We start from the raw sequence: 26,062 nt of genomic DNA on the forward strand, positions 1-26,062 counted from the left end.
CGATGAGCGAGACCGGCACCACCGACCGGGCCCCCGCCGGCGGCCCCGAGGACACCGACCTCGGCGACGCCGGAGCCCAGCTGTCCACCGCCCCCAAGGAGGACGCACCCACCCTGCCCTCCCTGGGCGTCATCGGCTGGGCCCGCTGGTTCTGGCGGCAGCTGACCTCCATGCGGGTGGCGCTGCTGCTGCTGTTGCTGCTCTCCCTGGGCGCGATCCCCGGCTCGCTGATCCCGCAGACCGGCATCGACGCCACCAAGGTCGCCGAGTTCCGCAAGAACAACCCCACGCTCGGTGACGTCTACGACAAGCTCGGGCTCTTCCACGTCTACAGCTCGGTGTGGTTCTCCGCGATCTACATCCTGCTGTTCGTCTCGCTCATCGGCTGCATCGTGCCCCGCACCTGGCAGTTCGTGGGCCAGCTGCGCGGCCGCCCGCCGGGCGCGCCCAGGCGGCTGACCCGGCTGCCCGCCCACACCACGTGGCGTACGACGGCCGAGCCGGAGCAGGTCCGTGAGGCCGCGCTGGCCCTGCTGAAGAAGCGCCGCTTCCGCGCGCACCTCGCCGGTGACGCGGTCGCCGCCGAGAAGGGCTATCTGCGCGAGGTCGGCAACCTCGTCTTCCACCTGGCCCTGATCGTGATGCTGATCGCCTTCGCCTGGGGCCAGCTGTTCAAGGCGGAGGGCTTCAAGCTGGTCGTCGAGGGCGACGGCTTCTCCAACACCCTCACCCAGTACGACGACTTCAAGTCGGGCAACCTCTTCACGCAGGACGACCTGAACCCCTTCAGCTTCCGCCTGAAGGACTTCACGGGCACCTACGAGATGAGCGGCCCCAACCGGGGCACCCCGCGCACCTACCAGGCGACCGTCGACTACAGCGAAGGCGCCTACGGCAAGGACCGGCACCGGACCATCAAGGTCAACGAGCCGCTCACCCTCGGCGACACCAAGGTCTACCTCGCCGCCCACGGCTACGCCCCGGTCGTCACCGTCCGCGACGGCAAGGGGGACGCCGTCTACCGTGACGCCGTGCCGCTGCTGCCGCTGGACGGCTTCGCCACCTCCTCCGGCGCCGTCAAGGTCATGGACGGCTACCGCAACGCCAAGGGCGAGAAGGAACAGCTCGGCTTCCAGGCCTTCTTCGTGCCCACCTACAACGGCGGCGCGATGGTCTCCCAGTTCCCGGCGCTGATGAGCCCGGTGCTCGCGCTGAACGCCTACCACGGCGACCTGGGCGTCGACTCGGGCCTGCCGCAGAGCGTGTACCAGCTCGACAAGAAGAACATGAAGGAGTTCAAGAACTCCGAGGGCAAGCTGCTGAAGAAGCTGCTCAAGCCCGGCCAGACCATGCAGCTGCCCGACGGCGCCGGCTCGATCACCTTCGAGAAGGACATCAAGGAGTGGGCGCAGTTCCAGATCACCCAGCAGCCCGCCAGCGGCTGGGCCCTGGGCGGTGCCGTCGCCGCGATCCTCGGCCTGGCCGGCTCGCTGTTCATCCAGCGCCGCCGCGTCTGGGTCCGGGCGGTCCGGGGCGCCGACGGCGTCACCGTCGTCGAGATGGCCGGCCTCGGCCGCAGCGAGTCCGCGAAGGTCCCCGAGGAGCTGGGGAACCTCGCCGGAATCCTGTACGACCAGGCGCCCGCCGCGCCCGACCCCGCCGATTCCCCCGACCCCGCCCAGGAGCCGGGCACCACGACCCCCGTACCCGCCGAAGGGGCTGAGAAGCAGTGACGCTCGCCGCCGCGACCAACGAGAACCTGGCCAACCTCAGCAATACGCTGATCTACTCCGCGATGGCCGTCTACACCCTGGCCTTCTTCGCGTACATCGCCGAATGGCTCTTCGGCAGCCGCAGCAAGGTCGCCCGCACCGCGGCCGCGCTCACGGCGAAGCCCGAGGCGAAGAAGGCACCCGCCGTCACGGTCAACCAGGCCGGCGGCACCGCCGTGCTGGAGCGGCCCAAGGTCACCGTGCGGGCCGCGGCCGGCCGGCGGGACGTGCCGGACGGCCCCGGGGCGCACGGCGGGGACGAGCAGGGCGACCTGTACGGCCGGATCGCCATCTCCCTCACCGTGCTCGCGTTCCTGCTGGAGCTGGGCGGCGTCATCGCCCGCGCGGCCTCGGTGGAGCGGGCCCCGTGGGGCAACATGTACGAGTTCAACATCACGTTCTCCACGGTCGCCGTCGGCGTGTACCTCGGGCTGCTGGCGCTGAAGAAGAACGTCCGCTGGCTCGGCCTGTTCCTGACCACGACCGTCCTGCTCGACCTGGGCCTCGCCGTCACGGTGCTGTACACCGAGAGCGACCAGCTGGTCCCGGCGCTGCACTCGTACTGGCTCTACATCCACGTCTCCACCGCGATCTTCTGCGGCGCGGTGTTCTACGTGGGCGCGGTCGGCACGATCCTGTACCTGTTCAAGGACTCCTACGAGAACAAGCTCGCGAGCGGCGGCCGTCCCGGCACCTTCGCGACCTCGGTCCTGGAGCGACTGCCCTCCGCCGCGTCCCTCGACAAGTTCTCCTACCGCGTCAACGCCGCCGTCTTCCCGCTGTGGACGTTCACGATCATCGCGGGCGCGATCTGGGCGGGCGACGCCTGGGGCCGCTACTGGGGCTGGGACCCCAAGGAGACCTGGTCCTTCATCACCTGGGTCGCCTACGCCGGTTACCTGCACGCCCGCGCCACCGCCGGCTGGAAGGGCCGCAAGGCCGCCTACCTGGCCCTGCTCGCCTTCGCCTGCTGGCTGTTCAACTACTACGGCGTCAACATGTTCGTCTCCGGCCTGCACTCGTACGCGGGCGTGTAGGGCCCGGGCGACTCACCGCCTGGTGTGGGGGGCGCGGTCCGCGACCGACAGGACGATGTCGCGCAGCCGGTCGGCGTACAGCCGCAGGTTCTTGTGGGCGACGTCGGTGTCCGGGTGGCGGGCCGCGAACCACAGCCCCTCGTGCAGCCGGGTGACCCAGGCGCAGACCTGGTCGCCGTACGAGACCCGGATCAGCCCGTAGGCGTTGCGCTCGGTCCAGTGCGGGGAGTCCGGGATCGAGCGGGTGTCGACGTACGACACGATCGAGTACATGTCCGGCGAGGTCGGCCGGAAGTCCGCCCCGAGCAGCCGCAGCACCCGGGCCAGCGGCATGCGGGCCAGCGGCCGGGCGGCGTGCAGCGCGTTGCGCACGGTCGTCAGCGCGGCCGGGAAGTCGGGCGTGCGGGCCACGGGCACCTCGATCGGCGCGCCGCCGACGTACCAGCCCACCGAGTCCGAGTACGCCGACCTGGCCCGGGTGTGGAACGGCACCACGGTGCGGTAGACGGACGCGCCGCCGATCTCCTGGACGATCAGCGCGGTCGCCGCGAGCAGGCCGACCAGGGTGCCGCCGCAGGGGCGGCAGTACGCCTCGAACGCGGCGGCGGCGTCCGCGTCCACGAGCATCTCGCGCATCAGCTTCTGCGTGGGCAGCGCGCCGCCGGGCTCCAGGCCGAGGTCGACGGGGAAGCTCGGCAGCCGCCCGTCGCAGCGCTGGATGAACTCCCGCCAGCGGGCGACGATCTCGTGGTCGGCGTCGAGCCGGTCCGCGTCCGCCCGCTCGGCCTCGCAGAAGTCGACGTAGCTGCTCACCGGGGCGTGGTCGGGGGTGCGGCCGCTGCGGTGGGCGGCGTACAGCTCGTGGATCTCGGCCGGGATGCGGTAGATCGAGAAGGCGTCGACGTTGCTGTGGTCGAAGGCCATGTAGACGCTGGTGCTGTCGTCCCGGACGACCGCGGTGTAGATGAGGTTGGGCCAGCGCAGGGCGTCCGCCGTGGTGTCGAAGCGATCCTGGAGGTGCTGGGCGAGGGCCGCGGCGTCGGTGAAGTCGCCGGCGTCCTCGCGGTGCAGGGAGACCGAGTCCGCGTCGAGCGTGAAGCGGCGGATGGAGTCGCCCGGCCCGCCCGCCCAGCGGAAGCCGCTGCGCAGCGTCTCGTGCCGGAGCGTCCAGTCGCGCAGCGCGGCGCCCAGCGCGTCGAGGTCGGCCCGGCCGGGCAGGTCGAAGGCCGCGCCGAGCCAGGTCGGCACGAACAGGCCGTCCTCCCGCACCGAGCGCGCCGTTCTCAGGTGGGACTCCTGGATGTAGGCGGGTGGCCGGGAGTCCTCCGGCAGGGCCTTCGCCGTCGCGACGGTCGCCGGACTGAGGGTCCATTCGACGAGTCGTCCAGGCCGGACCTCGCAGCGCTGGATGTCAGACATTCGCACAGGGCGTCTCCGTTCGCAGTTGGGACAAACCCCGACCAGCACAATGGCGCGGCGGCTGCCGGACACACGGCCTGCCGCCGTATTTCAGGGAAACGGATGGCATCTCGAACGGCGATCCGAGACGCCCCGCCGCCCCTGGTCGGCGCCCTGGCCGGTACGCGTCCCCGGGCGGCGGCGAGCGTGTACCGTCCGTGCGGCTCACGCCCTTCCGACGCTTCTGGGGGTTTCATGCACCGGCACGCGGACTCGATCGAGTCGATGGAGCAACTCGCCCTGGTCTGGCGGGCCATGGTGCTCGACCGGGACCCGCGCTCGGACGTCCGCGACCTGCCGGGCATCGCCGTGCGGTGGGCCGACTGCCGGTTCGCGTTCTGGAACTGCCTCACGCTGACGGACGTCGGAGCGGACGCCGGGCTGATGGGCCGGCGGCTGCGGGAGGCGGCGGAGGTGATGCGCGCGAAGGAACGGCCCGGGTTCCTGTGGGTCTTCGAGGACCTCCTCGACGAACAGGCCCGTGCCGGGCTCGACGAGGCCGCCGGCGCGGCCGGGCTCGCCTACGCCTTCCCCGGCACCGGCATGGCCGCCGACCTGCCGTCGCTGCCCGAACCGGCCCACCCCGAGCTGACGTTCACGCGCGTCACCGACGACGAGCTGCTGCGCGCCTACGCCGACCTCAACGCGCGGGCCTACGGCTTCCCGCCGGAGGACGCCCGCGACGGCCTCGCCGGCTCCACGCTCTGGAAGCGGGAGGTGCACGCCTACCTCGGCCTGCGCGACGGCGTCCCCGTCACCTGCGCCGCCACCGTGGCGGCCCAGGGTCGCCTTTTCGTCATCCTCGTGGCCACCGACCCGGACCGGGAGCGGCGGGGCTACGGGGAAGCGGTGACGCGCAAGGCGCTGTACGAGGGGGCCCGGGCCACGGGCCTGACCCGGGCGACGCTGCACGCGACGGCGGCGGGAGCGCCGGTGTACCCGAGGATCGGCTTCGAGCCGAACTCACCGATCCGCTTCTACGGGCTTCAGGGGTAGCCCGCCCGGCCCGGATCCACCGCGCCCCTCACTTCGTCCCCACCGTCCGCAGCACCCCCACCACCAGCGCCCGGGCCACCGCCACCGTCTCCCGTACCGAGACGCGCTCCTGCGCGCTGTGCGCCACCCGGATGTCCCCCGGGCCGAACTGCAGCGTGGGGATGCCGGCGGCGGTGTACAGGCGCAGGTCGCTGCCGTACGTCGCGCCGCGTTCGCGCAGGGCCGGGCCGCCGGCCGTGTCGGACCAGGCGCCGCGCAGGACGCCGGGCAGCGGGTGGCCGTCGGGCAGGCGGCCGGGGGCGAACTGCCCGCCGGGCCAGGTCACGGCCGCGGGGTGCTCGCGCAGCCACGGATCGGCCGCGCAGGCCTCGGCCACGCACTCCTCCAATGCCCGGCGGGCGTCGGCCGGGTCCTCGCCGAGGCGCACGCCGAGCCGGCCCTCGGCGACCAGCAGGTCGGGCACGCTGCTCGCCCAGTCGCCGGAGCGCACCGTGCCGACGGACAGGGCGTAGGGGATGGGGTGTTCGGCCAGCAGCGGGTCGGGGTCGGCGTTGCGCGCGGTCTCCAGGCGGGCCAGGGCCCGGTGCAGCGGCAGGTAGGCGTCGATCGCGCTCACCCCGCGCTCCCGTGAACTGGCGTGGGCGGCCCGGCCGGGCACGGTGACCCGGAACGTCAGGGCGCCCGCGTTGGCGGTGATCAGGGTGCCGGCGGTGGGCTCGGCGATGACGCAGGCGTCGCCCCGGTGGCCGCGCCGCAGCGTGCCGAAGGCACCGAGACCGCCGTCCTCCTCGCCGACGACGAAGTGCGCGGCGACCCGGCCGCGCAGGCGGATCCCGGCCGCGCGGATCGCGGCCAGCGCGGCGAGGTGCGCGGCGAGGCCGGCCTTCATGTCGCAGGCGCCGCGCCCGTGCACGTGGTCCCCGCTCACCCGGGGCGTGAACGGGTCGCCGTCCCAGGCGGCGAGGTCGCCGGGCGGTACGACGTCGACGTGGCCCTGGAGGATCAGGGTGGGCCCGTCGCCGCCGTCGGGGGTCGTGCCGACCAGGCCCCACGCCTCGTCGCGGGGCGCCTCCGTGCCCGGGAAGTCCGGGTCGGCCCGCAGGGCGGGCAGGTCCATGGACCACAGGTCGGTCTCCAGGCCCAGCCACTCCAGCCGGCCCGCCAGCTGGTGCTGCAGCTCCGACTCGGCGGCGCTGCCGGTCACGCTGGGCACGGCGATGAGCTCCTGCAGGGTCCGCGCCAGGGCCGTCTCGTCGATCTCCGCCAGGGCGGCGGCCTCCTCGTCACTCAGCACGCTGCCGGTCCTCCCCTCACCCCGGGGGTGCGACGCTCGCGCCCCCGCCCGCCTTCCCGGATATCTGCTCACTCGGGGGCGCGCGTGAACACGCGGGACGGGTCCGGGACTTCGGGCGGCGGGGCCCGTGGTGCGGCGGGCGGCCGTCAGGGCCCCGCGAACCCTCCGCCGACCGTGAACCCGATCACCGCTCCGCCCCCTTCCCTGGGCAGCGCGAACGGCGCGCCCCCGTGCGCGAGGGCCACCTCCCGCACGATGGACAGGCCCAGGCCGGATCCCGGCAGGGAACGGGCGTCGGCGGCGCGGTAGAAGCGGTCGAAGACCCGGTCCCGGTCGCACGCGGCGATGCCGGGGCCGCGGTCGAGGACCTCGACGCGGATCGTGCCGGGCCGGGCGGGCCCCGCGACGACGATCTCGATGGGGTCGGTGCCGCCCTGGTCGAACTTCACGGCGTTCTCCACGAGGTTGGACAGCGCCCGGGTCAGCATCCCGGACCGCCCGTCGGTCGTGGTGTCACCGACGGCGCGCAGCAGGATCCGGCGGCCGCTGCGGCGCCGGGCAAGGGCCGCCACCTCCTCCGCCAGGCCGGCGAGGTCCACCCGCCGCGGCGGTTCCGTGTCGGACTGTCCGGCGGCGAGGTCGACGAGCTCGTTGACCAGATCGGTCAGCTCCCGGGCCTCCTGCCCCAGGTCGGCGACCAGTTCCTCGCGGGTGGCGGGCGGGAGTTCGTCGATGCGGCGCAGCAGGGAGATGTTGGTGCGCAGCGAGGTCAGCGGCGTACGCAGTTCGTGCCCGGCATCCTGGACCAGGCGGCGCTGGTCCTCCTCGGACTGGGCGAGCCGGCCCAGCATGCGGTCGAAGGCCCGGCCCAGCCGCCCCACCTCGTCGTGCCCGGCGACGGGCACCTGGATGCCGAGGCGGCGGGTGCGGGCGACGTCCTCGGCGGCGTCGGTGAGCACGACCAGCCGGCGGGTGATCCGCCGGGCCAGCCACCAGCCGAACAGCCCGGCGCCGAGCACCACCGCGGCCACCAGCACGAGCGTGCGCCGCTGGAGTGCCCGCAGCAGGTCCTCGACGTCGCTGAACTCCTGCGCGACCTGCACCGCCCCGCGGCCGCCGCCGAGGGACACGGTCGCCACCCGGTACACGTCGTCGCCGACGTCGACGTCCTTGTGCTGCACGGCCCGGCCCGAACGGGCCGCGGCGGCGATCCGCACGTCGGCCGCGACGACCGGCAGCCCCGGGCTGCCCCGGTCGACGATCCGCCCGTCCGGGCCCAGGACCTGCACGTCCGTGCGGGCGGGCCGCACCAGGTCGTGGCCCGGCGAGGCGGAGGAGAAGTCGCCGGGCGTCATGCGGTTCTGGCTGACCTCGTCCCGCAGGTCCTGCACGACCTCGTCGAACACGGTCTGCTGGTCCACCCGCACCAGCCGCGCGGCCGCGCTGTAGGACAGGATGCCGACCAGGATCGTCACGGCCGCCGTCACCGCCGCGAACGACACCGCGAAGGTGGTGCGCAGCGAGACCAGCTTCGGCCGCGGCCCGAGCAGCAGCCGGCGCAGGCGGCCCACTCAGTCCTCCCGCAGCACGTAACCCACCCCGCGCACCGTGTGGATCAGCTGCGGCGCGCCCGGCTCGTCGAGCTTGCGGCGCAGGTAGCCGACGTAGACGGCGAGGTTCTTGGAGCCGGGGCCGAAGTCGTAGCCCCAGATGCGGTCGTAGATCGTGGAGTGGTCCAGGACGATGCCCGCGTTGCGGACCAGCAGTTCCAGCAGCTCGAACTCGGTGCGGGTCAGCTCCAGCTCGCGCGGGCCCCGCCAGGCGCGGCGGGCCTGCGGGTCCATGCGCAGGCCCGCCGCGCCGACGAACCGCTCCGGCACCGGCCGGGGTTCCTCGGCGGGCGCGGGCGCGCTCGCGGCACCGACCGGGCTGGTGCGGCGCAGCAGGGCGCGCAGCCGGGCGAAGACCTCCTCCACGTCGAAGGGCTTCACCACGTAGTCGTCGGCGCCCGCGTCCAGGCCGGCGATCCGGTCGGCGGTCTCCACGAGTGCCGTCAGCATCAGGATCGGGGTCCGGTCGCCCTCGGCGCGCAGCACCCGGCACACCTGGAGCCCGTCGATGCCGGGCATCATCACGTCCAGGACGAGGATGTCCGGGCGGTTGCGGTGGGCCTGCGCCAGCGCCTCGACCCCGTCGGCGACCGCCAGGACCTGGTAGCCCTCCAGGGTGAGGGCACGCTCCAGGGCGTTGCGGATGGCGCGGTCGTCTTCGGCGAGCAGCACGGTGTGGGGCACCCGTCCAGTGTGCCCCGCCACCGCGCCACCGGGCCCGGAGGAGCTGCGCAGGAGCGTCCTTCTTACTGCCCTCTCACCGGGGCGGGCGACCCGCGCCCGGGTTACTTCGGTGTCCCGGCGAGGCGGGCGGCGTGCGTCGGGGCGTCGGGCACGCCGGCCGGGCGGCTCCTGGCGAACTCCTCGCGCAGCACCGGGACGACCTCTTCGCCGAGCAGGTCGATCTGCTCCAGCACGGTCTTCAGCGGCAGCCCGGCGTGGTCGATCAGGAACAGCTGGCGCTGGTAGTCGCCGGCGTACTCGCGGAAGGCCAGGGTCTTCTCGATGACCTGCTGCGGGGAGCCGACGGTCAGCGGCGTCTGGTCCATGAAGTCCTCCAGCGACGGCCCGTGCCCGTAGACGGGAGCGACGTCGAAGTAGGGGCGGAACTCGCGCACCGCGTCCTGGCTGTTCTTCCGCATGAACACGTGCCCGCCGAGCCCGACGATCGCCTGCTCGGGGGTGCCGTGGCCGTAGTGGGCGTAGCGCTCCCGGTACAGCTCGACCATGCGCTTGGTGTGGTCGGCCGGCCAGAAGATGTTGTTGTGGAAGAAGCCGTCGCCGTAGAAGGCGGCCTGCTCGGCGATCTCCGGGGAGCGGATCGAGCCGTGCCAGACGAACGGCGGGACCCCGTCCAGCGGGCGGGGGGTGGAGGTGAAGCCCTGCAGCGGGGTGCGGAACTTCCCCTCCCAGTCCACGACGTCCTCGCGCCACAGCCGGCGCAGCAGGGCGTAGTTCTCGATCGCCAGGTTGATGCCCTGGCGGATGTCCTGCCCGAACCAGGGGTAGACCGGTCCGGTGTTGCCGCGGCCCATCATCAGATCGACCCGGCCGTCGGCCAGGTGCTGGAGCATCGCGTAGTCCTCGGCGATCTTCACCGGGTCGTTGGTGGTGATCAGCGTCGTGGCGGTGGAGAGGATCAGCCGCTCGGTGCGGGCGGCGATGTAGCCGAGCATCGTCGTCGGCGAGGACGGCACGAACGGCGGGTTGTGGTGCTCGCCGGTCGCGAACACGTCCAGGCCCACCTCCTCGGCCTTCAGCGCGATCGCGACCATGGCCTTGATCCGCTCACGCTCCGTCGGCGTACGGCCCGTCGTCGGGTCGGGCGTGACGTCCCCGACGCTGAAGATCCCGAACTGCATGGTCGCTCACCCTTCAGGTTGTTTACTGTTCAACCATACCTGGAGGCAACGCCGGCGCACCCGGACCTGTTCCCTCGGCGGCCCGGCAGCGACTGCGCCCGAGAGGGCTCCGCCGGGCGGAGGGCCCGCCCGGCATGGGAAGCTGACCGCCATGTCCGTGCTCCGCTCCGCCGCCCTCTTCGTCCTCGCCGCGCTGCTGGAGATCGGCGGCGCCTGGCTGGTCTGGCAGGGCGTGCGCGAGCACAAGGGCCTGCTCTGGGCGGCCGGCGGCGTCCTCGCGCTCGGCGCGTACGGCTTCGTCGCGACGTTCCAGCCCGACGCGCACTTCGGCCGGGTCCTCGCCGCGTACGGCGGCGTCTTCGTCGCCGGCTCGCTCCTGTGGGGCGTCGTCGCGGACGGCTACCGCCCGGACCGCTGGGACATCGCGGGCGCGCTGATCTGCCTCGCGGGCATGGCGGTCATCATGTACGCACCGCGAGGGAACTGACCGCCGCCGGTCAGGACGGCTCGTCCGGCAGCAGCCCCAGCTGCCCCAGGAAGTCCATCTCGTCGAAGTACAGCCGGTAGTCCACGATCCGCCCGTCCCGCACGGTCGCGATGTCCACCCCGCGGATCCGCACCTCCTTCTGCGTCGGCGGCAGCGTCTCCCCGTTCGGCAGTTCCAGCGGCCCCGTGTGCCGCCCGCTGTAGATCCCCTCGTCGATCGCCGTGTCACCGGCCTCGTACGCGTGCAGCGTGCGGAACGTCGCGCCGGGCACCGCCCGCGTCATCGCCCGCCAGTACGCCACGATCGCGTCCCGCCCGCGCAGCTCGCCCTCGTCCGGGGTGAAGGCGACCGCGTCCTCGGCGTACAGCTCGGCGACGGCCTGCAGATCGGTGTGCGTGGTGACCGCGTCCGTGAGCCGGTCCATGACCTCACGTGCCTCGCCCATGATCCACCTCCAGGGAACAGGGGGATCACCCACCCCCCATTCTCCCACCACGGGCCCCTTCTATCCTGGCCGCACGCCCTGCCGCACAGGCCGGCCCGCCCCGCCCACCCGAGGAGCTCCCATGGCCACCGCCACCCCGCCCGCAGCCTCCCGCATCGCCGTCGTCACCGGTGCGAGCAGCGGCATCGGCGCCGCCACGGCACGCCAACTGGCCGCCGCCGGCTACCGGGTGGTCCTCACCGCGCGCCGCAAGGACCGCATCGAGGCCCTGGCCGAGGAGATCGACCGGGCCGGCCACCAGGCCACGGCCTACCCGCTGGACGTCACCGACCGCGCGGCCGTCGACGAGTTCGCCACGGCCTTCAAGACGATCGGCGTCCTGGTCAACAACGCGGGCGGCGCGCTCGGCGCCGACCCGGTCGCCACCGGCGACCCGGCCGACTGGCGGCAGATGTACGAGACGAACGTCATCGGCACGCTCAACCTCACCCAGGCCCTGCTGCCCAAGCTGATCGCGAGCGGCGACGGCACGGTCGTGGTCGTCTCCTCCACCGCGGGCCACGCCACCTACGAGGGCGGCGCCGGCTACGTCGCCGCCAAGCACGGCGCCCACGTCCTGGCCGAGACCCTCCGCCTGGAGATCGTCGGACAGCCGGTCCGCGTCATCGAGATCGCCCCCGGCATGGTCAGGACGGACGAGTTCGCCCTGACCCGCTTCGGCGGCGACGAGGAGAAGGCGGCAAAGGTCTACGAGGGCGTGGCCGAGCCCCTCACCGCCGACGACGTGGCCGACACGATCACGTGGGCGGTCACCCGCCCCGCCCACGTCAACATCGACCTCCTGGTGGTCCGCCCCCGCGCCCAGGCATCGAACACGAAGGTGCACCGGGAGGCGTAGGGCGGCCCGTCAGCCCTTGACGCAGACGACCTGCTTGATCTGCGCCACGACCTGCACCAGATCGCGCTGCTGGTCGATGACCTGCTCGATCGGCTTGTAGGCGCCCGGGATCTCGTCCACGACGCCGGAGTCCTTCCGGCACTCCACGCCCCGGGTCTGCTCCTCCAGGTCCTTCGTGGTGAACCGGCGCTTGGCCGCGTTGCGGCTCATGCGCCGGCCCGCGCCGTGCGACGCGGAGTTGAAGGACTTGTCGTTCCCGAGGCCCTTCACGATGTACGAACCCGTGCCCATGGAGCCCGGGATGATCCCGTACTCGCCGGAGCCCGCCCGGATCGCGCCCTTGCGGGTCACCAGCAGGTCCATGCCCTCGTATCGTTCCTCCGCCACGTAGTTGTGGTGGCAGGAGATCTCCGGCTCGAAGACCGGCCTGGCCTTCTTGAACTCCTTGCGGATGACGTCCTTCAGCAGCGCCATCATGATCGAGCGGTTGTACTTGGCGTACTCCTGCGCCCAGAACAGGTCGTTGCGGTAGGCCGCCATCTGCGGGGTGTCCGCGACGAAGACGGCGAGGTCGCGGTCGACCAGACCCTGGTTGTGCGGGAGCCGCTGGGCCACGCCGATGTGGTGCTCGGCCAGTTCCTTGCCGATGTTGCGGGAACCGGAGTGGAGCATCAGCCAGACGGAACCGGTCGTATCGGTGCAAACCTCGACAAAGTGATTCCCGGATCCGAGCGTTCCCATCTGCTTGGCAGCCCGCTCCTCACGGAACTTGACCGCTTCCGCCACCCCGTCGAACCGCCCCCAGAAGTCGTCCCACCCCGCCGTGCCGAAGCCGTGCAGCCGTCCCGGGTCGACCGGATCGTCGTGCATGCCGCGGCCCACCGGGATCGCCTGCTCGATCCTCGACCGCAGCCGGGACAGGTCCCCGGGCAGGTCGTTGGCCGTCAGGGACGTCTTCACCGCCGACATTCCGCAGCCGATGTCGACGCCGACCGCGGCCGGGCACACCGCGTCCTTCATGGCGATGACCGAGCCGACCGTCGCGCCCTTGCCGTAGTGCACGTCCGGCATGACGGCCAGGCCCTTGATCCACGGCAGGGTCGCGACGTTCCGCAGCTGCTGGAGCGCCGAGTTCTCGACCGTGGCCGGGTCGGCCCACATCCGGATCGGTACTTTCGCACCAGGTATCTCTACATACGACATAGCGCCCTCAATCCCCCGTAAACCAACAGAAGTCCTCAACAGCAAATACCGGTGCCAAGGTCGACGAAAGGGATTCCGGACCGGCGTCCACGGCAGTGCGTGCGATACACATTGTGTCCATCGGCCGCCCCCGGGCGGCAAGCCGATTTCCGCGTCGAGAGGAGCCACCACGTGCAACGGAAGGCGTACGCGTCCGGTATCGCCGCACTCCTCGCGGCGCTGCTGGCCGGCTGCACCGGCGGTTCGGGCGACGGCGGCACCACGGACGACTCCAATCCGGGCGACACCGGCACGGCGTCGCCCGCCGCCGAGCCGGGCCGCTACCGCACACTGCCCGAGCCCTGCACCGCGGTCGGCGAGGGCACCCTCGACGAACTCCTGCCCGGGATCCGGCAGATCGGCGACGCCGAGCAGCGCGAGAAGGCCTACGAGGGCGTGCCGACGAGCACCTTCGACACGGACCGCAAGGTCGGCTGCCGCTGGAAGGTCGACTCCCGGGAGGCCACCGACCACCTGCTCGTCGACTTCGAGCGGGTCGTCTCCTACGACAACGCCGTCAGTGACGACACTCAGGCGGAGCAGCTGTTCGCGGAGCGGGAGGCGGCGGCCCATCTGCCCGAGCCGACCACCACGCAGACGGCGGACGCGGGCAGCACCCCGGCGGGCGGCGCCTCAGCGGCTCCGAGCGGCTCCCCGTCGCCGTCCGGTTCCTCCTCGGCGTCCGGATCGTCCTCGCCGTCGGCGTCCGCCGCCCCGACGGAGCTGCGGCCGCGCGTGCTGGAGGAACTCGGCGACGAGGCGTTCCTCGACGACGAGCTGAGCAGTTCCGGTTCGACCGCCAAGCAGCGGACGGTGACTGTGGCGTTCCGCACGTCCAACGTCATCGTGACCATCGAGTACGCGGAGCAGCCGGCGACCGTGGGCGTGGTCCCGGACAGCAAGGAAATGCAGGACAGGGCCCAGAAACTGGCTTCGCGGCTGGCGGACTCGCTGAGCGACTGAGGCCCTTTCACGGGCCCTTCACGGTCCGCCGCGAAGAGCGCGAAGGACGACCACACCGCCGCCTCACCGCGTACGGTGACCACTCGGACCCCGTTCCGACCGCAGGGAACCACGAGCGTCATGAGTGAAGGAACCATGCAGCGACGAGCACAGCGAGAGAAGCGAGAGCAGCGAGCGAAGCGCCTGGGTCGCGTCCTTGTCTGCGCGGCCGCCGTCCCCGTGATGCTGGTCGCCGCCGGCTGCTCCTCGGACTCCGGCTCCGGGGAGAGCTCGGACAAGGCCGAGAAGGCCGCCGCGTCGGCGTCCGCGAGCCCGTCGCCGACCGTGGAGGCGGCGGCGTACGGCAAGCTGCCGGAGCCGTGCAAGGCGTTGTCGAAGAAGACGCTGGAGGACCTCGTCCCGGAGAGCAAGTCGGGCAAGGAGGGCAAGTCGGACGACATCTCGACGCGCGCCGGCTGCTCCTGGAACAGCCTCGACAACAACGGCGTCAAGGGTTCGCAGTTCCGCTGGCTGAACGTGTCGATGCTGCGGTTCGAGTCGGACGTGACCCGGGGCCCGGCCGACAAGCTGGCGCAGGAGTACTACGAGAAGCAGGTCCAGGACGCGCAGGCCGCGGAGGACGCCAAGGGCGTGAAGTCCGAGCCGGTGTCCGGGACGGGCGACCAGGCGACGGCCGTCCAGTACGACCTGAAGAAGAAGGAAGGCACCTTCAAGCAGCAGACGATCGTGGCGCGCGTCGAGAACGTCGTCGTCACCGTCGACTACAACGGTGCGGGCCTGGCGGGCGACAAGACGCCGAGCGCCTCCGAGCTGCTGAAGGACGCGAAGAAGGCCGCCAAGGAGGCCGTCGAGGCGGTGTCCGAGGCCAACGGGCCGGGCGGCGGCAAGGCGAGCGGCTCCCCGTCGAAGTCGGCGTCGAAGGTCCCGTCGGAGTCGGCCTCGAAGCCGGCGTCCGGGGAGGCCTCGGACGAGCCGTCGAAGGCCGCGTCGAAGTCGCCGTCCCGGAAGTCCGCGTAGCTCTGCCGGACAAGCCCGGCGGGATCCGGCCACCCGTTCCCCGTACACATGTGCCACCCTGTTGCGCGCAACAACACGCAAGGGGAGGGGAGTACGGGTGGCCGCGCCACTGCAGCTGACTCGGATGCACCGCGTTCTCATCGGCGTGGTCGTGGCCGGTGCCGTGATCATCGCCGGCATCGGCTTCGCCGGTTCGTACGCGGCGGTCCGCGAGTTGGCCCTCAAGAAGGGCTTCGGGGACTTCTCCTACGTCTTCCCGATCGGCATCGACGCGGGTATCTGCGTCCTGCTGGCCCTGGACCTGCTCCTGACGTGGATCAGGATCCCGTTCCCCCTGCTGCGCCAGACGGCCTGGCTACTGACGGCGGCCACGATCGCCTTCAACGGCGCGGCGGCCTGGCCGGATCCGCTCGGCGTGGGCATGCACGGTGTGATCCCGATCCTCTTCGTCGTCTCGGTCGAGGCGGCCCGGCACGCGATCGGCCGCATCGCCGACATCACGGCCGACAAGCACATGGAGGGCGTCCGGCTCACCCGCTGGATGCTGTCGCCGGTCCCGACGTTCCTGCTGTGGCGCCGGATGAAGCTGTGGGAGCTGCGCTCCTACGAGCAGGTGATCAAGCTGGAGCAGGAGCGCCTGGTGTACCAGGCGCGGCTGCGTTCCCGTTTCGGCCGGGCCTGGCGCCGCAAGGCGCCGGTGGAGTCGCTGATGCCGCTGCGCCTGGCGCGGTACGGCGTGCCGCTGGCGGAGACGGCCCCGGCGGGTCTGGCGGCGGCGGGCATCGAGCCGGCGCTGATCCCCCCGCCCCCGCCGCAGGCGGAGGTGACGGCCGGCCACCGTGGCGTCCGGACAGCGCCCGGGCCGCGGCCCCAGGCGCCCGCCGGCGAGCAGCGCCTGGAACTCGGCGGCGGACCGGATCCGCAGTACCGCGACCCGGAGCACCGGGGCGCGGAGCACCGGGGCGCGGAGCACCGGGGCGCGCAGTACCCGGACCCGGAGTACGACCCGGAGTACCGGGACCCGGAGCCCGAGCCGGACCAGAGCCCGTGGTTCAACACCCCGCGCGAGGTCGAGTACCAGGGCGGCTACGACCCGGACTACGACCCGGCCGAGCACTACGCGCAGTGGATCGCGGAGCAGCAGGAGGCGGAGCAGTACCAGCCCGAGTACGACCGTGAGCCCCCGTCCCCGGAGGACACGGGCAGCTTCCCGATCCCGGTGGGCCCGAACCGTACGCGGGAGCTGGGCGAGGGCGGCGGCACGCCTCCGGCCCCGGAGCCGGACGAGGAGGCGTACTACCAGGTGTTCCGCCAGTCGATCGACGGCAGCTACCCGACGCCGCGCGCCCTGGGCGACAACATCCAGGCCACCTACGGCACGACGCTGAGCCCCGGGGAGCTGAAGTCCCTCGTGGAGCGCTTCCAGAAGCGGCACTCGGCGGAGCTGGAGGAGGACCACATCGCCTGACGGCGAGGACAGGAACGGAGAAGAGGGGCCCTCGGACGAGGGCCCCTCTTCTCTTCGCCGTCCCTGTGCCTACTGGCCCAGCAGGGCCCGCACCCGGTCCTGCCCGACCGCGAGCAGCAGCGTGGGCAGCCGCGGCCCGGTGTCCCGCCCGACGAGCAGGTGGTACAGCAGCGCGAAGAAGGACCGCTGGGCGGTCTTGATCTCCGGCGGCAGTTCCTTCGGCGTGGCGTCGGCGGAGAACCCGGCCTGCACCTTGGGCACGCCGTAGACGAGGTGGGTCAGCCCGTCGAGCGACCAGTGGTCGGCCAGTCCGTCGAGCAGCAGCCGCAGCGACTCGCGGCCCTGCTCGTCGAGCGACTTCAGCAGCTCGGTGTCGGGCTCGTCGCGCACGATGGTGCGCTGGTCGGCCGGGACGTGCGTGTTGATCCACGCCTCGGCCTTGTCGTAGCGCGGGCGGGCCTCGTCGAGCGAGGTCAGCGGCTGCTCCGGGTCGAGTTCGCTGAGGATGCGCAGCGCCTGGTCCTCGTGCCCAGCGGTGATGTCCGCGACGGACGCGAGCGTCCGGTACGGCAGCGGGCGGGGCGTGCGCGGCAGCTCACCGGCGGCCGTGCGCACCGCGCGGGAGTGCGCGGCCACGTCGGCCGGCAGGGCGCTGCCGTCGGCGACCTTGGCGTCGAGCCGGTCCCACTCGTCGTAGAGCCGCTGGATCTCCTGGTCGAAGGCGACCTTGAAGGACTGGTTGGGGCGGCGGCGGGCGTACAGCCAGCGCAGCAGCTGCGGCTCCATGATCTGCAGGGCGTCGGCCGGGGTGGGCACACCGCCCTTGGAGGAGGACATCTTCGCCATGCCGGAGATGCCGACGAAGGCGTACATCGGGCCGATGGGCTGCTTGCCGCCGAAGATCCCGACGATCTGCCCGCCGACCTGGAACGACGAGCCCGGCGAGGAGTGGTCGACGCCGGAGGGCTCGAAGATCACGCCCTCGTAGGCCCACCGCATGGGCCAGTCGACCTTCCAGACCAGCTTGCCCCGGTTGAACTCGTTCAGCCGGACCGTCTCCGAGAAGCCGCACGCGGTGCAGGCGTAGGTCAGCTCGGTGGAGTCGTCGTCGTAGGACGTGACGGTGGTGAGGTCCTTCTCGCAGTTGCCGCAGTACGGCTTGTACGGGAAGTAGCCGGCGGAGCCGGAGCTGCCGTCGTCCTCGGCAGCCGCGCCGGAGCCCTCGGCGGCCTCCAGCTCGGCCTCGTCCAAGGGCTTCTGCTGCTTCTTGGCGGGGGCCTTCTTGGTGCGGTACTGGTCCAGCACGGCGTCGATGTCGCCGCGGTGCTTCATGGCGTGCAGGATCTGCTCGCGGTAGGCGCCGGAGGTGTACTGCTCGGTCTGGCTGATCCCGTCGAACTCCACGCCGAGCTCGGCCAGCGACTCGATCATCGCGGCCTTGAAGTGCTCGGCCCAGTTCGGGTGCGCGGAGCCCTTCGGCGCGGGCACGGACGTCAGCGGCTTGCCGATGTGCGCCTGCCACTCCTCCTCGTCCACTCCGGCGATGCCCTTGGGCACCTTGCGGTAGCGGTCGTAGTCGTCCCAGGAGATCAGGTGGCGCACCTGGTGGCCCCGGCGGCGGATCTCGTCGGCGACGAGGTGCGGGGTCATGACCTCGCGGAGGTTGCCGAGGTGGATGGGGCCCGACGGGGAGAGGCCGGACGCGACGACGACGGGTTTGCCCGGGGCCCGGCGCTCCGACTCCTCGATGACCTCATCCGCGAAACGGGAGACCCAGTCGGTGGTCTCGGTGCTCTGAGCCACGATCGGCACGTCCTTCTTTCTGCATCGGGCAGCCGGTACGGTCGCACGGCTGACCGCCTCATTGTCCCAGACCGCCGCGCGCCCGGAAAAACGGCTTTACCCCCATGGGATACTGGCCGGGTCCATCGAATCCCCCAGGAGAACGGCACCCTCGCCCATGGCCTCGGTCACGTCCCTCAGCGACTCCGTCCACCAGCGCCTCGCGGCGGCCCTGTCGGCAGCTCTGCCGCAGGCCGGCTCCGCGGACCCGCTGCTGCGACGAAGCGACCGGGCGGACTTCCAGGCCAACGGGATCCTCGCCCTCGCCAAGAAGGCGAAGGCGAACCCGCGGGAGCTGGCGACGCAGGTCGTCGCCCGGGTGGAGTCGGGCGAGCTGCTGCGGGACATCGAGGTGTCCGGCCCCGGCTTCCTCAACATCACCGTCTCCGACAAGGCGATCACCGAGAATTTGTCCGCGCGGTACGCGGACGACACGGGCCGCCTCGGCGTGCCTCTCGCCGAGCACCCGGGCACCACGGTGATCGACTACGCGCAGCCGAACGTGGCGAAGGAGATGCACGTCGGTCACCTGCGGTCCGCGGTGATCGGCGACGCGGTGGTGCAACTGCTGGAGTTCACCGGCGAGAACGTGGTCCGCCGTCACCACATCGGCGACTGGGGCACCCAGTTCGGCATGCTCATCCAGTACCTGGACGAGCACCCGCACGAGCTGGACCACGACTCGGCCGAGGTGTCCGGCGAGGAGGCGATGTCGAACCTCGACCGCCTCTACAAGGCCTCGCGCAAGCTGTTCGACTCGGACGAGGAGTTCAAGACGCGCGCCCGGCGCCGGGTGGTGGACCTCCAGGCGGGCGACGAGAAGACCCTCGCCATGTGGCAGAAGTTCGTCGACGAGTCGAAGATCTACTTCTTCTCCGTCTTCGAGAAGCTGGACATGGAGATCCGTGACGCGGACATCGTCGGCGAGTCCGGCTACAACGACATGCTCGCCGAGACCTGCCGCCTGCTGGAGGAGTCCGGTGTGGCGGTCCGCTCGGAGGGCGCGCTGTGCGTGTTCTTCGACGACATCAAGGGCCCAGACGGCAAGCCGGTCCCGCTGATCGTGCAGAAGTCGGACGGCGGCTACGGCTACGCGGCGACGGACCTGTCGGCGATCCGGGACCGCGTCTTCCACCTGAAGGCCGACTCGCTGATCTACGTGGTGGACGCCCGCCAGTCCCTGCACTTCAAGATGGTCTTCGAGACGGCCCGCAAGGCCGGCTGGCTCAACGACGACGTGAAGGCGTACCAGCTGGCCTTCGGCACGGTCCTCGGCAAGGACGGCAAGCCGTTCAAGACCCGTGAGGGCGAGACGGTCCGTCTGGTCGACCTGCTGGACGAGGCGATCGACCGCGCCTCGGCGGTGGTCCGGGAGAAGGCCCAGGACCTCTCCGAGGAGGAGATCGCCGAGCGGGGCGCCCAGGTGGGGGTCGGCGCGGTGAAGTACGCGGACCTGTCGACGTCGGCCAACCGGGACTACAAGTTCGACCTGGACCAGATGGTCTCGCTCAACGGCGACACGTCGGTCTACCTGCAGTACGCCTACGCCCGGATCCAGTCGATCCTGCGCAAGGCCGGCGAGGTGCGGCCCGCCGCGCACCCGGAGCTGGAGCTGCACGCGGCCGAGCGCGCCCTGGGCCTGCACCTGGACGCGTTCGCGGAGACGGTGACGGAGGCGGCGAGGGAGTACGCCCCGCACAAGATGACGGCGTACCTGTACCAGCTGGCGTCGCTGTACACGACGTTCTACGACAAGTGCCCGGTGCTGAAGGCCGAGACGCCGCAGCAGGTGGAGAACCGTCTGTTCCTGTGCGACATCACGGCCCGCACCCTGCACCGGGGCATGTCCCTGCTGGGCATCCGGACGCCCGAGCGGCTCTGAGTCCGGCCCGTCACGCACGGACCGAGGGCGGCACTCCCCCGTGAGTGCCGCCCTCGGCGTTTCTCAGGAGCCGTGGATCAGCTGCAGTTGACCCACGTGTTGGACTTCATGTAGCGGCTGACGCTGCCGGTCTCCTTGTAGCCCCGCGGGACGACGCCGCTGGACCCGCCGTGGTTCTTCTCCGAGAACCACTTGAAGTCGCAGGACGCGCCGTGGTTGTACCAGGACTTGAAGCTCTGGAACACGGCGTACTGCGTCAGGTCCCTGTTGGTGCCGGCGACCTTCTGCATGCGGCCGGTGTAGTTCTGCCCGGCCCAGACGCAGAACCAGCCGGACGGACAGTCCGAGGCGGCCTGCGGCGCTGTCTCCGCCGCACCGGCCGTGCCCGCGGTGCCGGCCAGCAGACCGCCGGTCAGCGCGATCCCCCCGGCCATGACGGCGAGCTTGTCGGACATGCGCATGGTGTGTCCCCCTTCGTGGTCGGCCGACCGGACCGGCCGGCTCGGTATCGAGAGTGCGGCGCTCGGGGCCCGGGACGCCACCGCCGCCGCGCAAGTGACGTCCGCGCGGGACGTCCCAGCCGCTGACCTGCGCGGACACCGCCCGCCGGGACGGTACGGCGGGACGCCCGCGGTGAGGGGTGGCCGAATAGGGAGGGGCCGGAGGGGGCAACGGAACCGATGGGTGGGGCTCCGCGTGGACGCTGATGCAGAATGCGGCGGGACGGGACGCTGACCACGGTCCTGCGGACGCGAGTGGGGGAAACATGTCGCGTTGGAAAGGGCTGCCCGGAGAACTCGACCCGAGGGTCCGCCAGTTGGTGGTGGCGCTGCGCCGGGTCAAGGACCGCAGCGGACTGAGCCTGCGCCGGCTGGCCGCCAGGACGGGCTACAGCACCTCGTCCTGGGAGCGGTACCTGTCGGGCAGGGCACTGCCGCCCCGGGAGGCCGTGGAGGCGATCGCCCGGCTCGGGGACGACGACCCGGCCCGGCTGCTGGCGCTGCACGAGGTGGCGGCGGAGGTGTGGGGCAGATCCCCGGACGGGGCCCCGGCGCCGCGTCCACCGGCCGTGGCGGGAGAGGCGGTGCCGGAGGGAGAGGATCCGGGGACGCCATCGGGGGCGGGGGAGGTGCCGCGGGCGGATCCGTCCCGCTCGCGCGGGCGGGTGCCGCGCGCCACCCTGGTCGCCGGCGCGGTGGCGCTGGTGGCGGCCGTCGCCGCCGCGGTCCTGCTGGCGGCGCGGCTCTCGGACGGCGAGGAGACGGCGGCCGCCCCGCCGCTCACCGGCACCTCGGCCGCGGTGACGGCCCCGGGAACGGCCGGGGAGCCGGACCGCCCGGTGTACACCTGCCGCTCGGAGCGGATCGACGGCCGCTGGTACGCGGGCAACAGCCGCACCATGAAGGCCATCCTGGCGAAGGGCCACGCGGGACCCGAGGTCGCCGAGGCCCAGTGCCTGCTGCGGGAGGCGGGTCTCGCGCCCGGTGTCGTGGACGGCATCTTCGGCCCGCACACGGAACGCGCGGTCCGCGGCCTGCAGAAGCGGTCCGGGCTGGTGGTGGACGGCATCATCGGCCCCCACACCTGGAAGGCGCTGCGGGAATGACACCGACCCCGCCGGCCGGGCTGCCCCCGGAACGCGCCCGGCTGGTGTGCCGCATGCGGGAGTTGAGGGACGGCACGGGCCTGAGCCTGGCGGCCCTGGCCGCGAAGACGGCCTTCAGCAAGTCGTCCTGGGAGCGGTACCTCAACGGCAAGACGCTGCCGCCGGGCCAGGCGGTGCGGGAACTGTGCCGCCTGGCGGGCGAGCCGGAGGGCCGGTGCCTGGCGCTGTGGGAGCTGGCGGAGTCGGAGTGGAGCGGGCGCGCCGCCGCCCGGCCGCCCGGCACCGAGGCCCCGCGGGCCGCACGCCCACCGGAGTCCCCATCGCCACCACGAGCACGGTCACCACGGTCGCCGTCACCACCAGCACCGTCACCACGGTCACCGTCACCGCAACCGCCCCCGCCCTCGCCGCCCTCGCCCTTACCGTCCACGCCCCCACCGTCCACGCGGGAGCCCGGAGTTCGTCCCGCGTTCCTGGTCCGGGGCCGGCGGGCGGGCGGCCGGGGCCGTTTCATGGCGGTGCTGGCCGCGCTCTGCGCGCTGGCGGCCGGCGGCCTCTCGGTCGCGCTGGTGCTGCTCGCCGGCCAGTCCACGGAGCCCCGCCCGGTCCCGGCCTCGCCGTCGGTCCCGGCACCCCGCTGCCGGGGGGCCGCCTGCGAGGGCAGCAGCCCGATGCTCATGAAGTGCGGCACGGCCCCGCGCACCCTCGCCTCGCACCGCACGTCCACGGGGGCCCACCTCGAACTGCGCTACAGCGCCGCGTGCGGGGCCGGCTGGGCGCGCATGTGGAGCACCCGCATCGGCGACCGTCTGGAACTGGACGGGCCCGGGGGCGGCCGTCCGCACTCCGCCGAGATCCGGGACGGCCTGGCGGCGCAGTCGTACGTCTACACGCCCATGACCGCGGCACGCCCCGGCACGAAGCTCCGCGCGTGCTTCCGCCCGGTGACGGGCGCCGGTGGCGAGTGCTTCGAGGCGGGCGTGTGACGCGGCCGGCCGGGTTGTCGGTGCCCGGCCCTACAGTCACCCCCATGGCGACTCTCCCGAACCCTCTTCCCACGCTGGCGGCCGACCCCGGTGGCCGCGCGCTCGGCCTGCGGCTGCCCGCGGGCGTGCTCGTCGACACCACCGACGCGGGGTCCTGGCACGAGCCGTTGCTGTGGTGTGCGCGGGAGCGGTCCCGGCCGGGAGACCGGGAGCTGCTGGAGCCGGCCCGGCGCAGCGGCCTGCTGCCGGTCGTGCTCGACGTGGGGGGTGGCCACGGCGGCCCGGACCGCTGGGAGCTGGCGCCCGCGGGCGTGTCGTACCCGGGGGACCACGACGCCGAGGAGGTCCTGGCGGAGCACTGGGCGCGCCATGCCGCGGACGGCGATCCCTGGCCCGGCGCGGACACGGCGCCGCCCGCGCACCGGGATCCGGACGAGGTGGCCGCCGAGGTGACGGACACGCTCGTGGACGACGGCGGCCCGCTGAAGGACCCGCGCCTCGCCCTCGTCCCGGCCCGCCGCAGCGCCGACGTCCCCGCGGCGATCGGCTGGACGGGCGCGGTGCACCACGAGGCCGACCCGGCGCGGCTCGGCGCGGTCCTGCGCGACTGGGAGGACCGGTTCGGCATACGCGTCACGGGGCTCGGCTTCGACCAGCTGCTGGTCTCGGTCGCCGCCCCGCCCACCACGCTGGCCGACGCGCGGGCCGTCGCCGCCGAGCACTTCGCCTTCTGTCCGGGCAACGTCCGGCACGGCGCCGACCCGACGCTGCGGGCCTACGCCGAGCAGCAGGTCCTCGGCCGGCGGACGTGGCACTTCTGGTGGGACTGACCCGGGCGGTTCAGCCCTGCGGCCCTCCCTCCCCGAGCCCGTCCGCCGGTCCCCCGGCCAGCCCCGACCGCAGCCGGCGCAGCCCTTCGCCGATCTCCTGCGGGGTCTGCGTCACGAAGCACAGCCGCAGGGTCGTCCGGTCGGGCGGGCCCGCGTAGAAGGGGGCGCCGGGGACGTACGCCACGTCGTGGCGCACCACCCGGGCCAGCAGCTCCGTGGTGTCGTACGGCTGTGGCAGCCGCGCCCACAGGAACATGCCGCCCTCGGGCCGGTTCCAGACCGAGCCCTCGGGCAGCGCCCCGGCCAGCCCGGCGAGCATGGCGTCGCGGCGGGCGCGGTAGACGCCGGCGACGCGTGCGACGTGCGCGTCGAGGTCGTGGTCGGCGAGGTACCGGGCGGCGGCGAGCTGGTTGACGGTCGGGGTGTGCAGGTCGGCGGCCTGCTTGGCGACGGCGCAGGCACGCCGCAGCTCCCCGGGCGCGCGCAGCCAGCCCAGCCGCAGTCCGGGGGCCATGACCTTGGAGAAGCTGCCGAGCAGCACCGTGCGGTCCTCGGCACCCGGCAGGGAGGCGATCCAGGGCACGCGGGCGCCCTCGTAGCGCAGCTCGCCGTAGGGGTCGTCCTCGACGATCCACAGCCCGTGCCGGGCGGCGACGGCGGCCACGGCCTCGCGCCGCTCGGCGGGCAGGGTGCGGCCGGTGGGGTTCTGGAAGGTGGGCACGGTGTAGAGCAGTTTCGGCCGCTCGCGCCCGACCAGCTCCTCCAGCGCCCGCGGGTCGAGGCCGTGCTCGTCGCCGGGCACGGGCACGACGCGGGCCCCGGCGAAGCCGAAGGCCTGGAGCGCGGCCAGGTAGCAGGGGTCCTCGACCAGGACGGTGTCCCCGGGTTCGAGCAGCGCCGTGGCCAGCAGGGACAGGGCCTGCTGGGAGCCGGTGGTGACGAGCAGGTCGTCGGGCCCGGTGGGCAGGCCGCGGGCGGTGGCCCGGGCGGCGAGGGCGGCCCGCAGCGTGGGCTCGCCCTCGGTGGTGGAGTACTGCAGCGCCCGCGCGGGCTGTTCGGCCAGCACCGCCCGGAAGGACTCCGCGATGCCCTCGGCGTCGAACAGCTCGGGCGCCGGCAGCCCACCCGCGAAGTTGATCACCTCGGGGCGCGCGGTGACAGCGAGGATGTCCCGCACGGGCGAACCCCCGACAGCCCGAGCCCGCGCGGCGAGCGACGGCACGGGGCTGCGGACGGCAACGGGCTCGGCGACGGTCATGACACGGCTCCTTCGACTACGGCGACGACGTGCCCGCAGCCTAGAGACATACCTGCGCCCTACAAGAACTTTTCCGCGATCCGGACAGCGACCGGCGGGACGACCGGGGCACGGCCTCAGCCCTTGTTCCCCAGCGCCGCGTAGACGTTGATGTCCGCGTCCGTGACGTCGTTGATGTCGCGGTACCGCACCTTCTCGATGTCGTCGAGCCCGGCGAGGAAGGACTCCCCCGGCTGGTCCGGGACCGGGGCCGCGTGGTCGGGGCGCCAGCGGTGGGCGGGGACGACGCCCGGGTCGGCGATCTCCAGCCCGTTGTCCGTGAAGAACCGCTCGACCTCGGCCCGGGAGCGCAGCACGAAGGTGAACCCCCGCTCGGTGTAGGTCCGCTGGACGGCGCGGATGTTCTCGGGGTTGAGATCCTCCGTGAGGTGGCTGAGCACCAGCCGGCTGCCGGCGGGCAGCGCGTCGAGCAGCTCCCGCACCAGCGGATACGCCTCGTCGTCCGCCACGAAGTGCAGGACGGCCACCAGGCAGAGCGCGACGGGCCGGTCGAAGTCCAGCGTCTTCGCGGCCTGTTCGAGGATGCGGCCCGGGTCGCGCAGGTCGGCGTCGATGTAGTCCGTGCGCCCCTCGGGCCCGCTGGTCAGCAGGGCGCGCGCGTGGGCGAGCACGACGGGGTCGTTGTCGACGTACACGACACGCGAGTCGGGTGCGACGCGCTGCGCGATCTGGTGCACGTTCTCGGCGGTCGGCAGCCCGGTCCCGATGTCGAGGAACTGCCGGACACCGTCCCGCTCCACCAGCGAGGTCACCGCGCGGCGCAGGAAGTCCCTGTTGTGCCGCACGTCGAGGTACCCGCGCGGGTTGGCGGCCAGCGCCGCGGCGGCCGCGTCCCGGTCCGCCGGGTAGTGGTCCTTGCCGCCGAGGAAGACGTCGTAGACCCGCGCGGGGTGTGCCTTGCTGCTGTCGATCCTCCTCCGCAGCTCGGCGGGGTCCTGGCTGAGGGCGTCACCGGACATGGACGTCTCCTGGGTACTAGGTGGTCGCCTCGACGACCACTTCATCGGTCGACAACCCAACGACCCGGGCGACGCGTTGGTGCCCGCCCA

The 26,062-nt window shown here is 72.6% G+C and carries 23 protein-coding genes; 12 read left to right on the forward strand and 11 right to left on the reverse strand.

The genetic code is table 11. From position 1 onward, the window contains the following. The first annotated feature begins 2 nt into the window (after positions 1–2). Complete coding sequence (locus ACF07N_RS11360; RefSeq protein WP_392110937.1) at positions 3–1,733, forward strand: cytochrome c biogenesis protein ResB; 1,731 nt, start codon at positions 3–5, stop codon at positions 1,731–1,733. Beyond that, positions 1,730–2,809, forward strand: coding sequence for a c-type cytochrome biogenesis protein CcsB (gene ccsB, locus ACF07N_RS11365; RefSeq protein ID WP_383336133.1), 1,080 nt, complete (start codon positions 1,730–1,732; stop codon positions 2,807–2,809). The genes ACF07N_RS11360 and ccsB overlap by 4 nt, the downstream gene beginning before the upstream one ends. Positions 2,810–2,821: 12 nt before the next feature. Here ccsB and ACF07N_RS11370 read toward each other — a convergent pair whose 3' ends face one another. Beyond that, on the reverse strand, positions 2,822–4,234 hold the full coding sequence (locus tag ACF07N_RS11370; RefSeq protein WP_392110940.1) for a condensation domain-containing protein: 1,413 nt from the start codon (positions 4,232–4,234) through the stop codon (positions 2,822–2,824). Between the two features lie 228 nt (positions 4,235–4,462). Here ACF07N_RS11370 and ACF07N_RS11375 point away from each other — a divergent pair, with 228 nt between their 5' ends. Further along, positions 4,463–5,263, forward strand: coding sequence for a GNAT family N-acetyltransferase (locus ACF07N_RS11375; protein ID WP_392110943.1), 801 nt, complete (start codon positions 4,463–4,465; stop codon positions 5,261–5,263). Positions 5,264–5,291: 28 nt separating this feature from the next. On the opposite strand, the gene ACF07N_RS11380 is transcribed toward ACF07N_RS11375, so the two are convergent. The 4 genes from ACF07N_RS11380 to ACF07N_RS11395 all read right to left on the reverse strand — a co-directional run bounded on the left by ACF07N_RS11380 (position 5,292) and on the right by ACF07N_RS11395 (position 10,029). Beyond that, positions 5,292–6,557, reverse strand: a complete 1,266-nt coding sequence (locus ACF07N_RS11380; RefSeq protein WP_383336699.1) for an ArgE/DapE family deacylase — start codon at positions 6,555–6,557, stop codon at positions 5,292–5,294. Positions 6,558–6,703: 146 nt separating this feature from the next. Further along, entirely contained in the window at positions 6,704–8,128 is a 1,425-nt protein-coding gene (locus ACF07N_RS11385) for an ATP-binding protein (protein WP_392110947.1), read from the reverse strand. After that, complete coding sequence (locus tag ACF07N_RS11390) at positions 8,129–8,851, reverse strand: response regulator transcription factor (protein WP_392110950.1); 723 nt, start codon at positions 8,849–8,851, stop codon at positions 8,129–8,131. A gap of 101 nt (positions 8,852–8,952) precedes the next feature. Next, on the reverse strand, positions 8,953–10,029 hold the full coding sequence (locus ACF07N_RS11395) for an LLM class flavin-dependent oxidoreductase (protein ID WP_392110952.1): 1,077 nt from the start codon (positions 10,027–10,029) through the stop codon (positions 8,953–8,955). A gap of 151 nt (positions 10,030–10,180) precedes the next feature. Between ACF07N_RS11395 and ACF07N_RS11400 the strand changes: the two genes are divergently transcribed. Beyond that, on the forward strand, positions 10,181–10,516 hold the full coding sequence (locus tag ACF07N_RS11400) for a YnfA family protein (protein ID WP_392110955.1): 336 nt from the start codon (positions 10,181–10,183) through the stop codon (positions 10,514–10,516). Positions 10,517–10,526: 10 nt separating this feature from the next. Here ACF07N_RS11400 and ACF07N_RS11405 read toward each other — a convergent pair whose 3' ends face one another. Then, entirely contained in the window at positions 10,527–10,961 is a 435-nt protein-coding gene (locus ACF07N_RS11405; RefSeq protein WP_392110958.1) for an ester cyclase, read from the reverse strand. A 121-nt stretch (positions 10,962–11,082) separates the two neighbouring features. Between ACF07N_RS11405 and ACF07N_RS11410 the strand changes: the two genes are divergently transcribed. Beyond that, complete coding sequence (locus tag ACF07N_RS11410) at positions 11,083–11,859, forward strand: SDR family NAD(P)-dependent oxidoreductase (protein WP_392110961.1); 777 nt, start codon at positions 11,083–11,085, stop codon at positions 11,857–11,859. A 9-nt stretch (positions 11,860–11,868) separates the two neighbouring features. Here the strand turns inward: ACF07N_RS11410 and ACF07N_RS11415 are convergent, their stop codons facing one another. Beyond that, a complete protein-coding gene (locus tag ACF07N_RS11415; protein WP_392110964.1) occupies positions 11,869–13,062 on the reverse strand; it encodes an RtcB family protein in 1,194 nt (397 codons plus the stop codon). A 171-nt stretch (positions 13,063–13,233) separates the two neighbouring features. Here ACF07N_RS11415 and ACF07N_RS11420 point away from each other — a divergent pair, with 171 nt between their 5' ends. From ACF07N_RS11420 to ACF07N_RS11430, 3 genes are all read left to right on the forward strand, one after another. After that, positions 13,234–14,064 carry a DUF3558 domain-containing protein gene (locus ACF07N_RS11420; protein ID WP_392110967.1) on the forward strand — a complete coding sequence of 277 codons (831 nt, stop codon included), beginning with the start codon at positions 13,234–13,236 and terminating at the stop codon, positions 14,062–14,064. A 135-nt stretch (positions 14,065–14,199) separates the two neighbouring features. Beyond that, on the forward strand, positions 14,200–15,081 hold the full coding sequence (locus ACF07N_RS11425; RefSeq protein ID WP_392110970.1) for a DUF3558 family protein: 882 nt from the start codon (positions 14,200–14,202) through the stop codon (positions 15,079–15,081). A 124-nt stretch (positions 15,082–15,205) separates the two neighbouring features. After that, entirely contained in the window at positions 15,206–16,549 is a 1,344-nt protein-coding gene (locus tag ACF07N_RS11430; RefSeq protein WP_392110973.1) for a DUF2637 domain-containing protein, read from the forward strand. A 69-nt stretch (positions 16,550–16,618) separates the two neighbouring features. Here ACF07N_RS11430 and lysS read toward each other — a convergent pair whose 3' ends face one another. After that, entirely contained in the window at positions 16,619–18,361 is a 1,743-nt protein-coding gene (gene lysS, locus ACF07N_RS11435; RefSeq protein ID WP_392110976.1) for a lysine--tRNA ligase, read from the reverse strand. Between the two features lie 148 nt (positions 18,362–18,509). Here lysS and argS point away from each other — a divergent pair, with 148 nt between their 5' ends. Next, complete coding sequence (argS, locus tag ACF07N_RS11440) at positions 18,510–20,273, forward strand: arginine--tRNA ligase (RefSeq protein ID WP_392110979.1); 1,764 nt, start codon at positions 18,510–18,512, stop codon at positions 20,271–20,273. A 77-nt stretch (positions 20,274–20,350) separates the two neighbouring features. Here the strand turns inward: argS and ACF07N_RS11445 are convergent, their stop codons facing one another. Further along, on the reverse strand, positions 20,351–20,734 hold the full coding sequence (locus ACF07N_RS11445) for a peptidase inhibitor family I36 protein (protein ID WP_392110982.1): 384 nt from the start codon (positions 20,732–20,734) through the stop codon (positions 20,351–20,353). Positions 20,735–21,039: 305 nt separating this feature from the next. Between ACF07N_RS11445 and ACF07N_RS11450 the strand changes: the two genes are divergently transcribed. From ACF07N_RS11450 to ACF07N_RS11460, 3 genes are read left to right on the forward strand one after another with little or no spacing between them, the layout of a single operon-like run. Continuing rightward, entirely contained in the window at positions 21,040–21,879 is an 840-nt protein-coding gene (locus ACF07N_RS11450; RefSeq protein ID WP_392110985.1) for a peptidoglycan-binding protein, read from the forward strand. Next, the gene (locus ACF07N_RS11455; RefSeq protein ID WP_392110988.1) at positions 21,876–22,865 is read left to right on the forward strand and encodes a DUF2690 domain-containing protein; all 990 of its coding nucleotides are present in this window, start codon (positions 21,876–21,878) and stop codon (positions 22,863–22,865) included. The genes ACF07N_RS11450 and ACF07N_RS11455 overlap by 4 nt, the downstream gene beginning before the upstream one ends. 44 nt (positions 22,866–22,909) lie before the next feature. After that, on the forward strand, positions 22,910–23,695 hold the full coding sequence (locus ACF07N_RS11460) for a DUF4253 domain-containing protein (RefSeq protein WP_392110991.1): 786 nt from the start codon (positions 22,910–22,912) through the stop codon (positions 23,693–23,695). A 10-nt stretch (positions 23,696–23,705) separates the two neighbouring features. On the opposite strand, the gene ACF07N_RS11465 is transcribed toward ACF07N_RS11460, so the two are convergent. Next, entirely contained in the window at positions 23,706–24,953 is a 1,248-nt protein-coding gene (locus ACF07N_RS11465; protein WP_392110994.1) for a PLP-dependent aminotransferase family protein, read from the reverse strand. Between the two features lie 116 nt (positions 24,954–25,069). Further along, entirely contained in the window at positions 25,070–25,972 is a 903-nt protein-coding gene (locus ACF07N_RS11470; protein WP_392110997.1) for an SAM-dependent methyltransferase, read from the reverse strand. Positions 25,973–26,062: the final 90 nt, after the last annotated feature.

Source organism: Streptomyces sp. NPDC015242, assembly GCF_043079125.1.
Classification (GTDB): domain Bacteria; phylum Actinomycetota; class Actinomycetes; order Streptomycetales; family Streptomycetaceae; genus Streptomyces.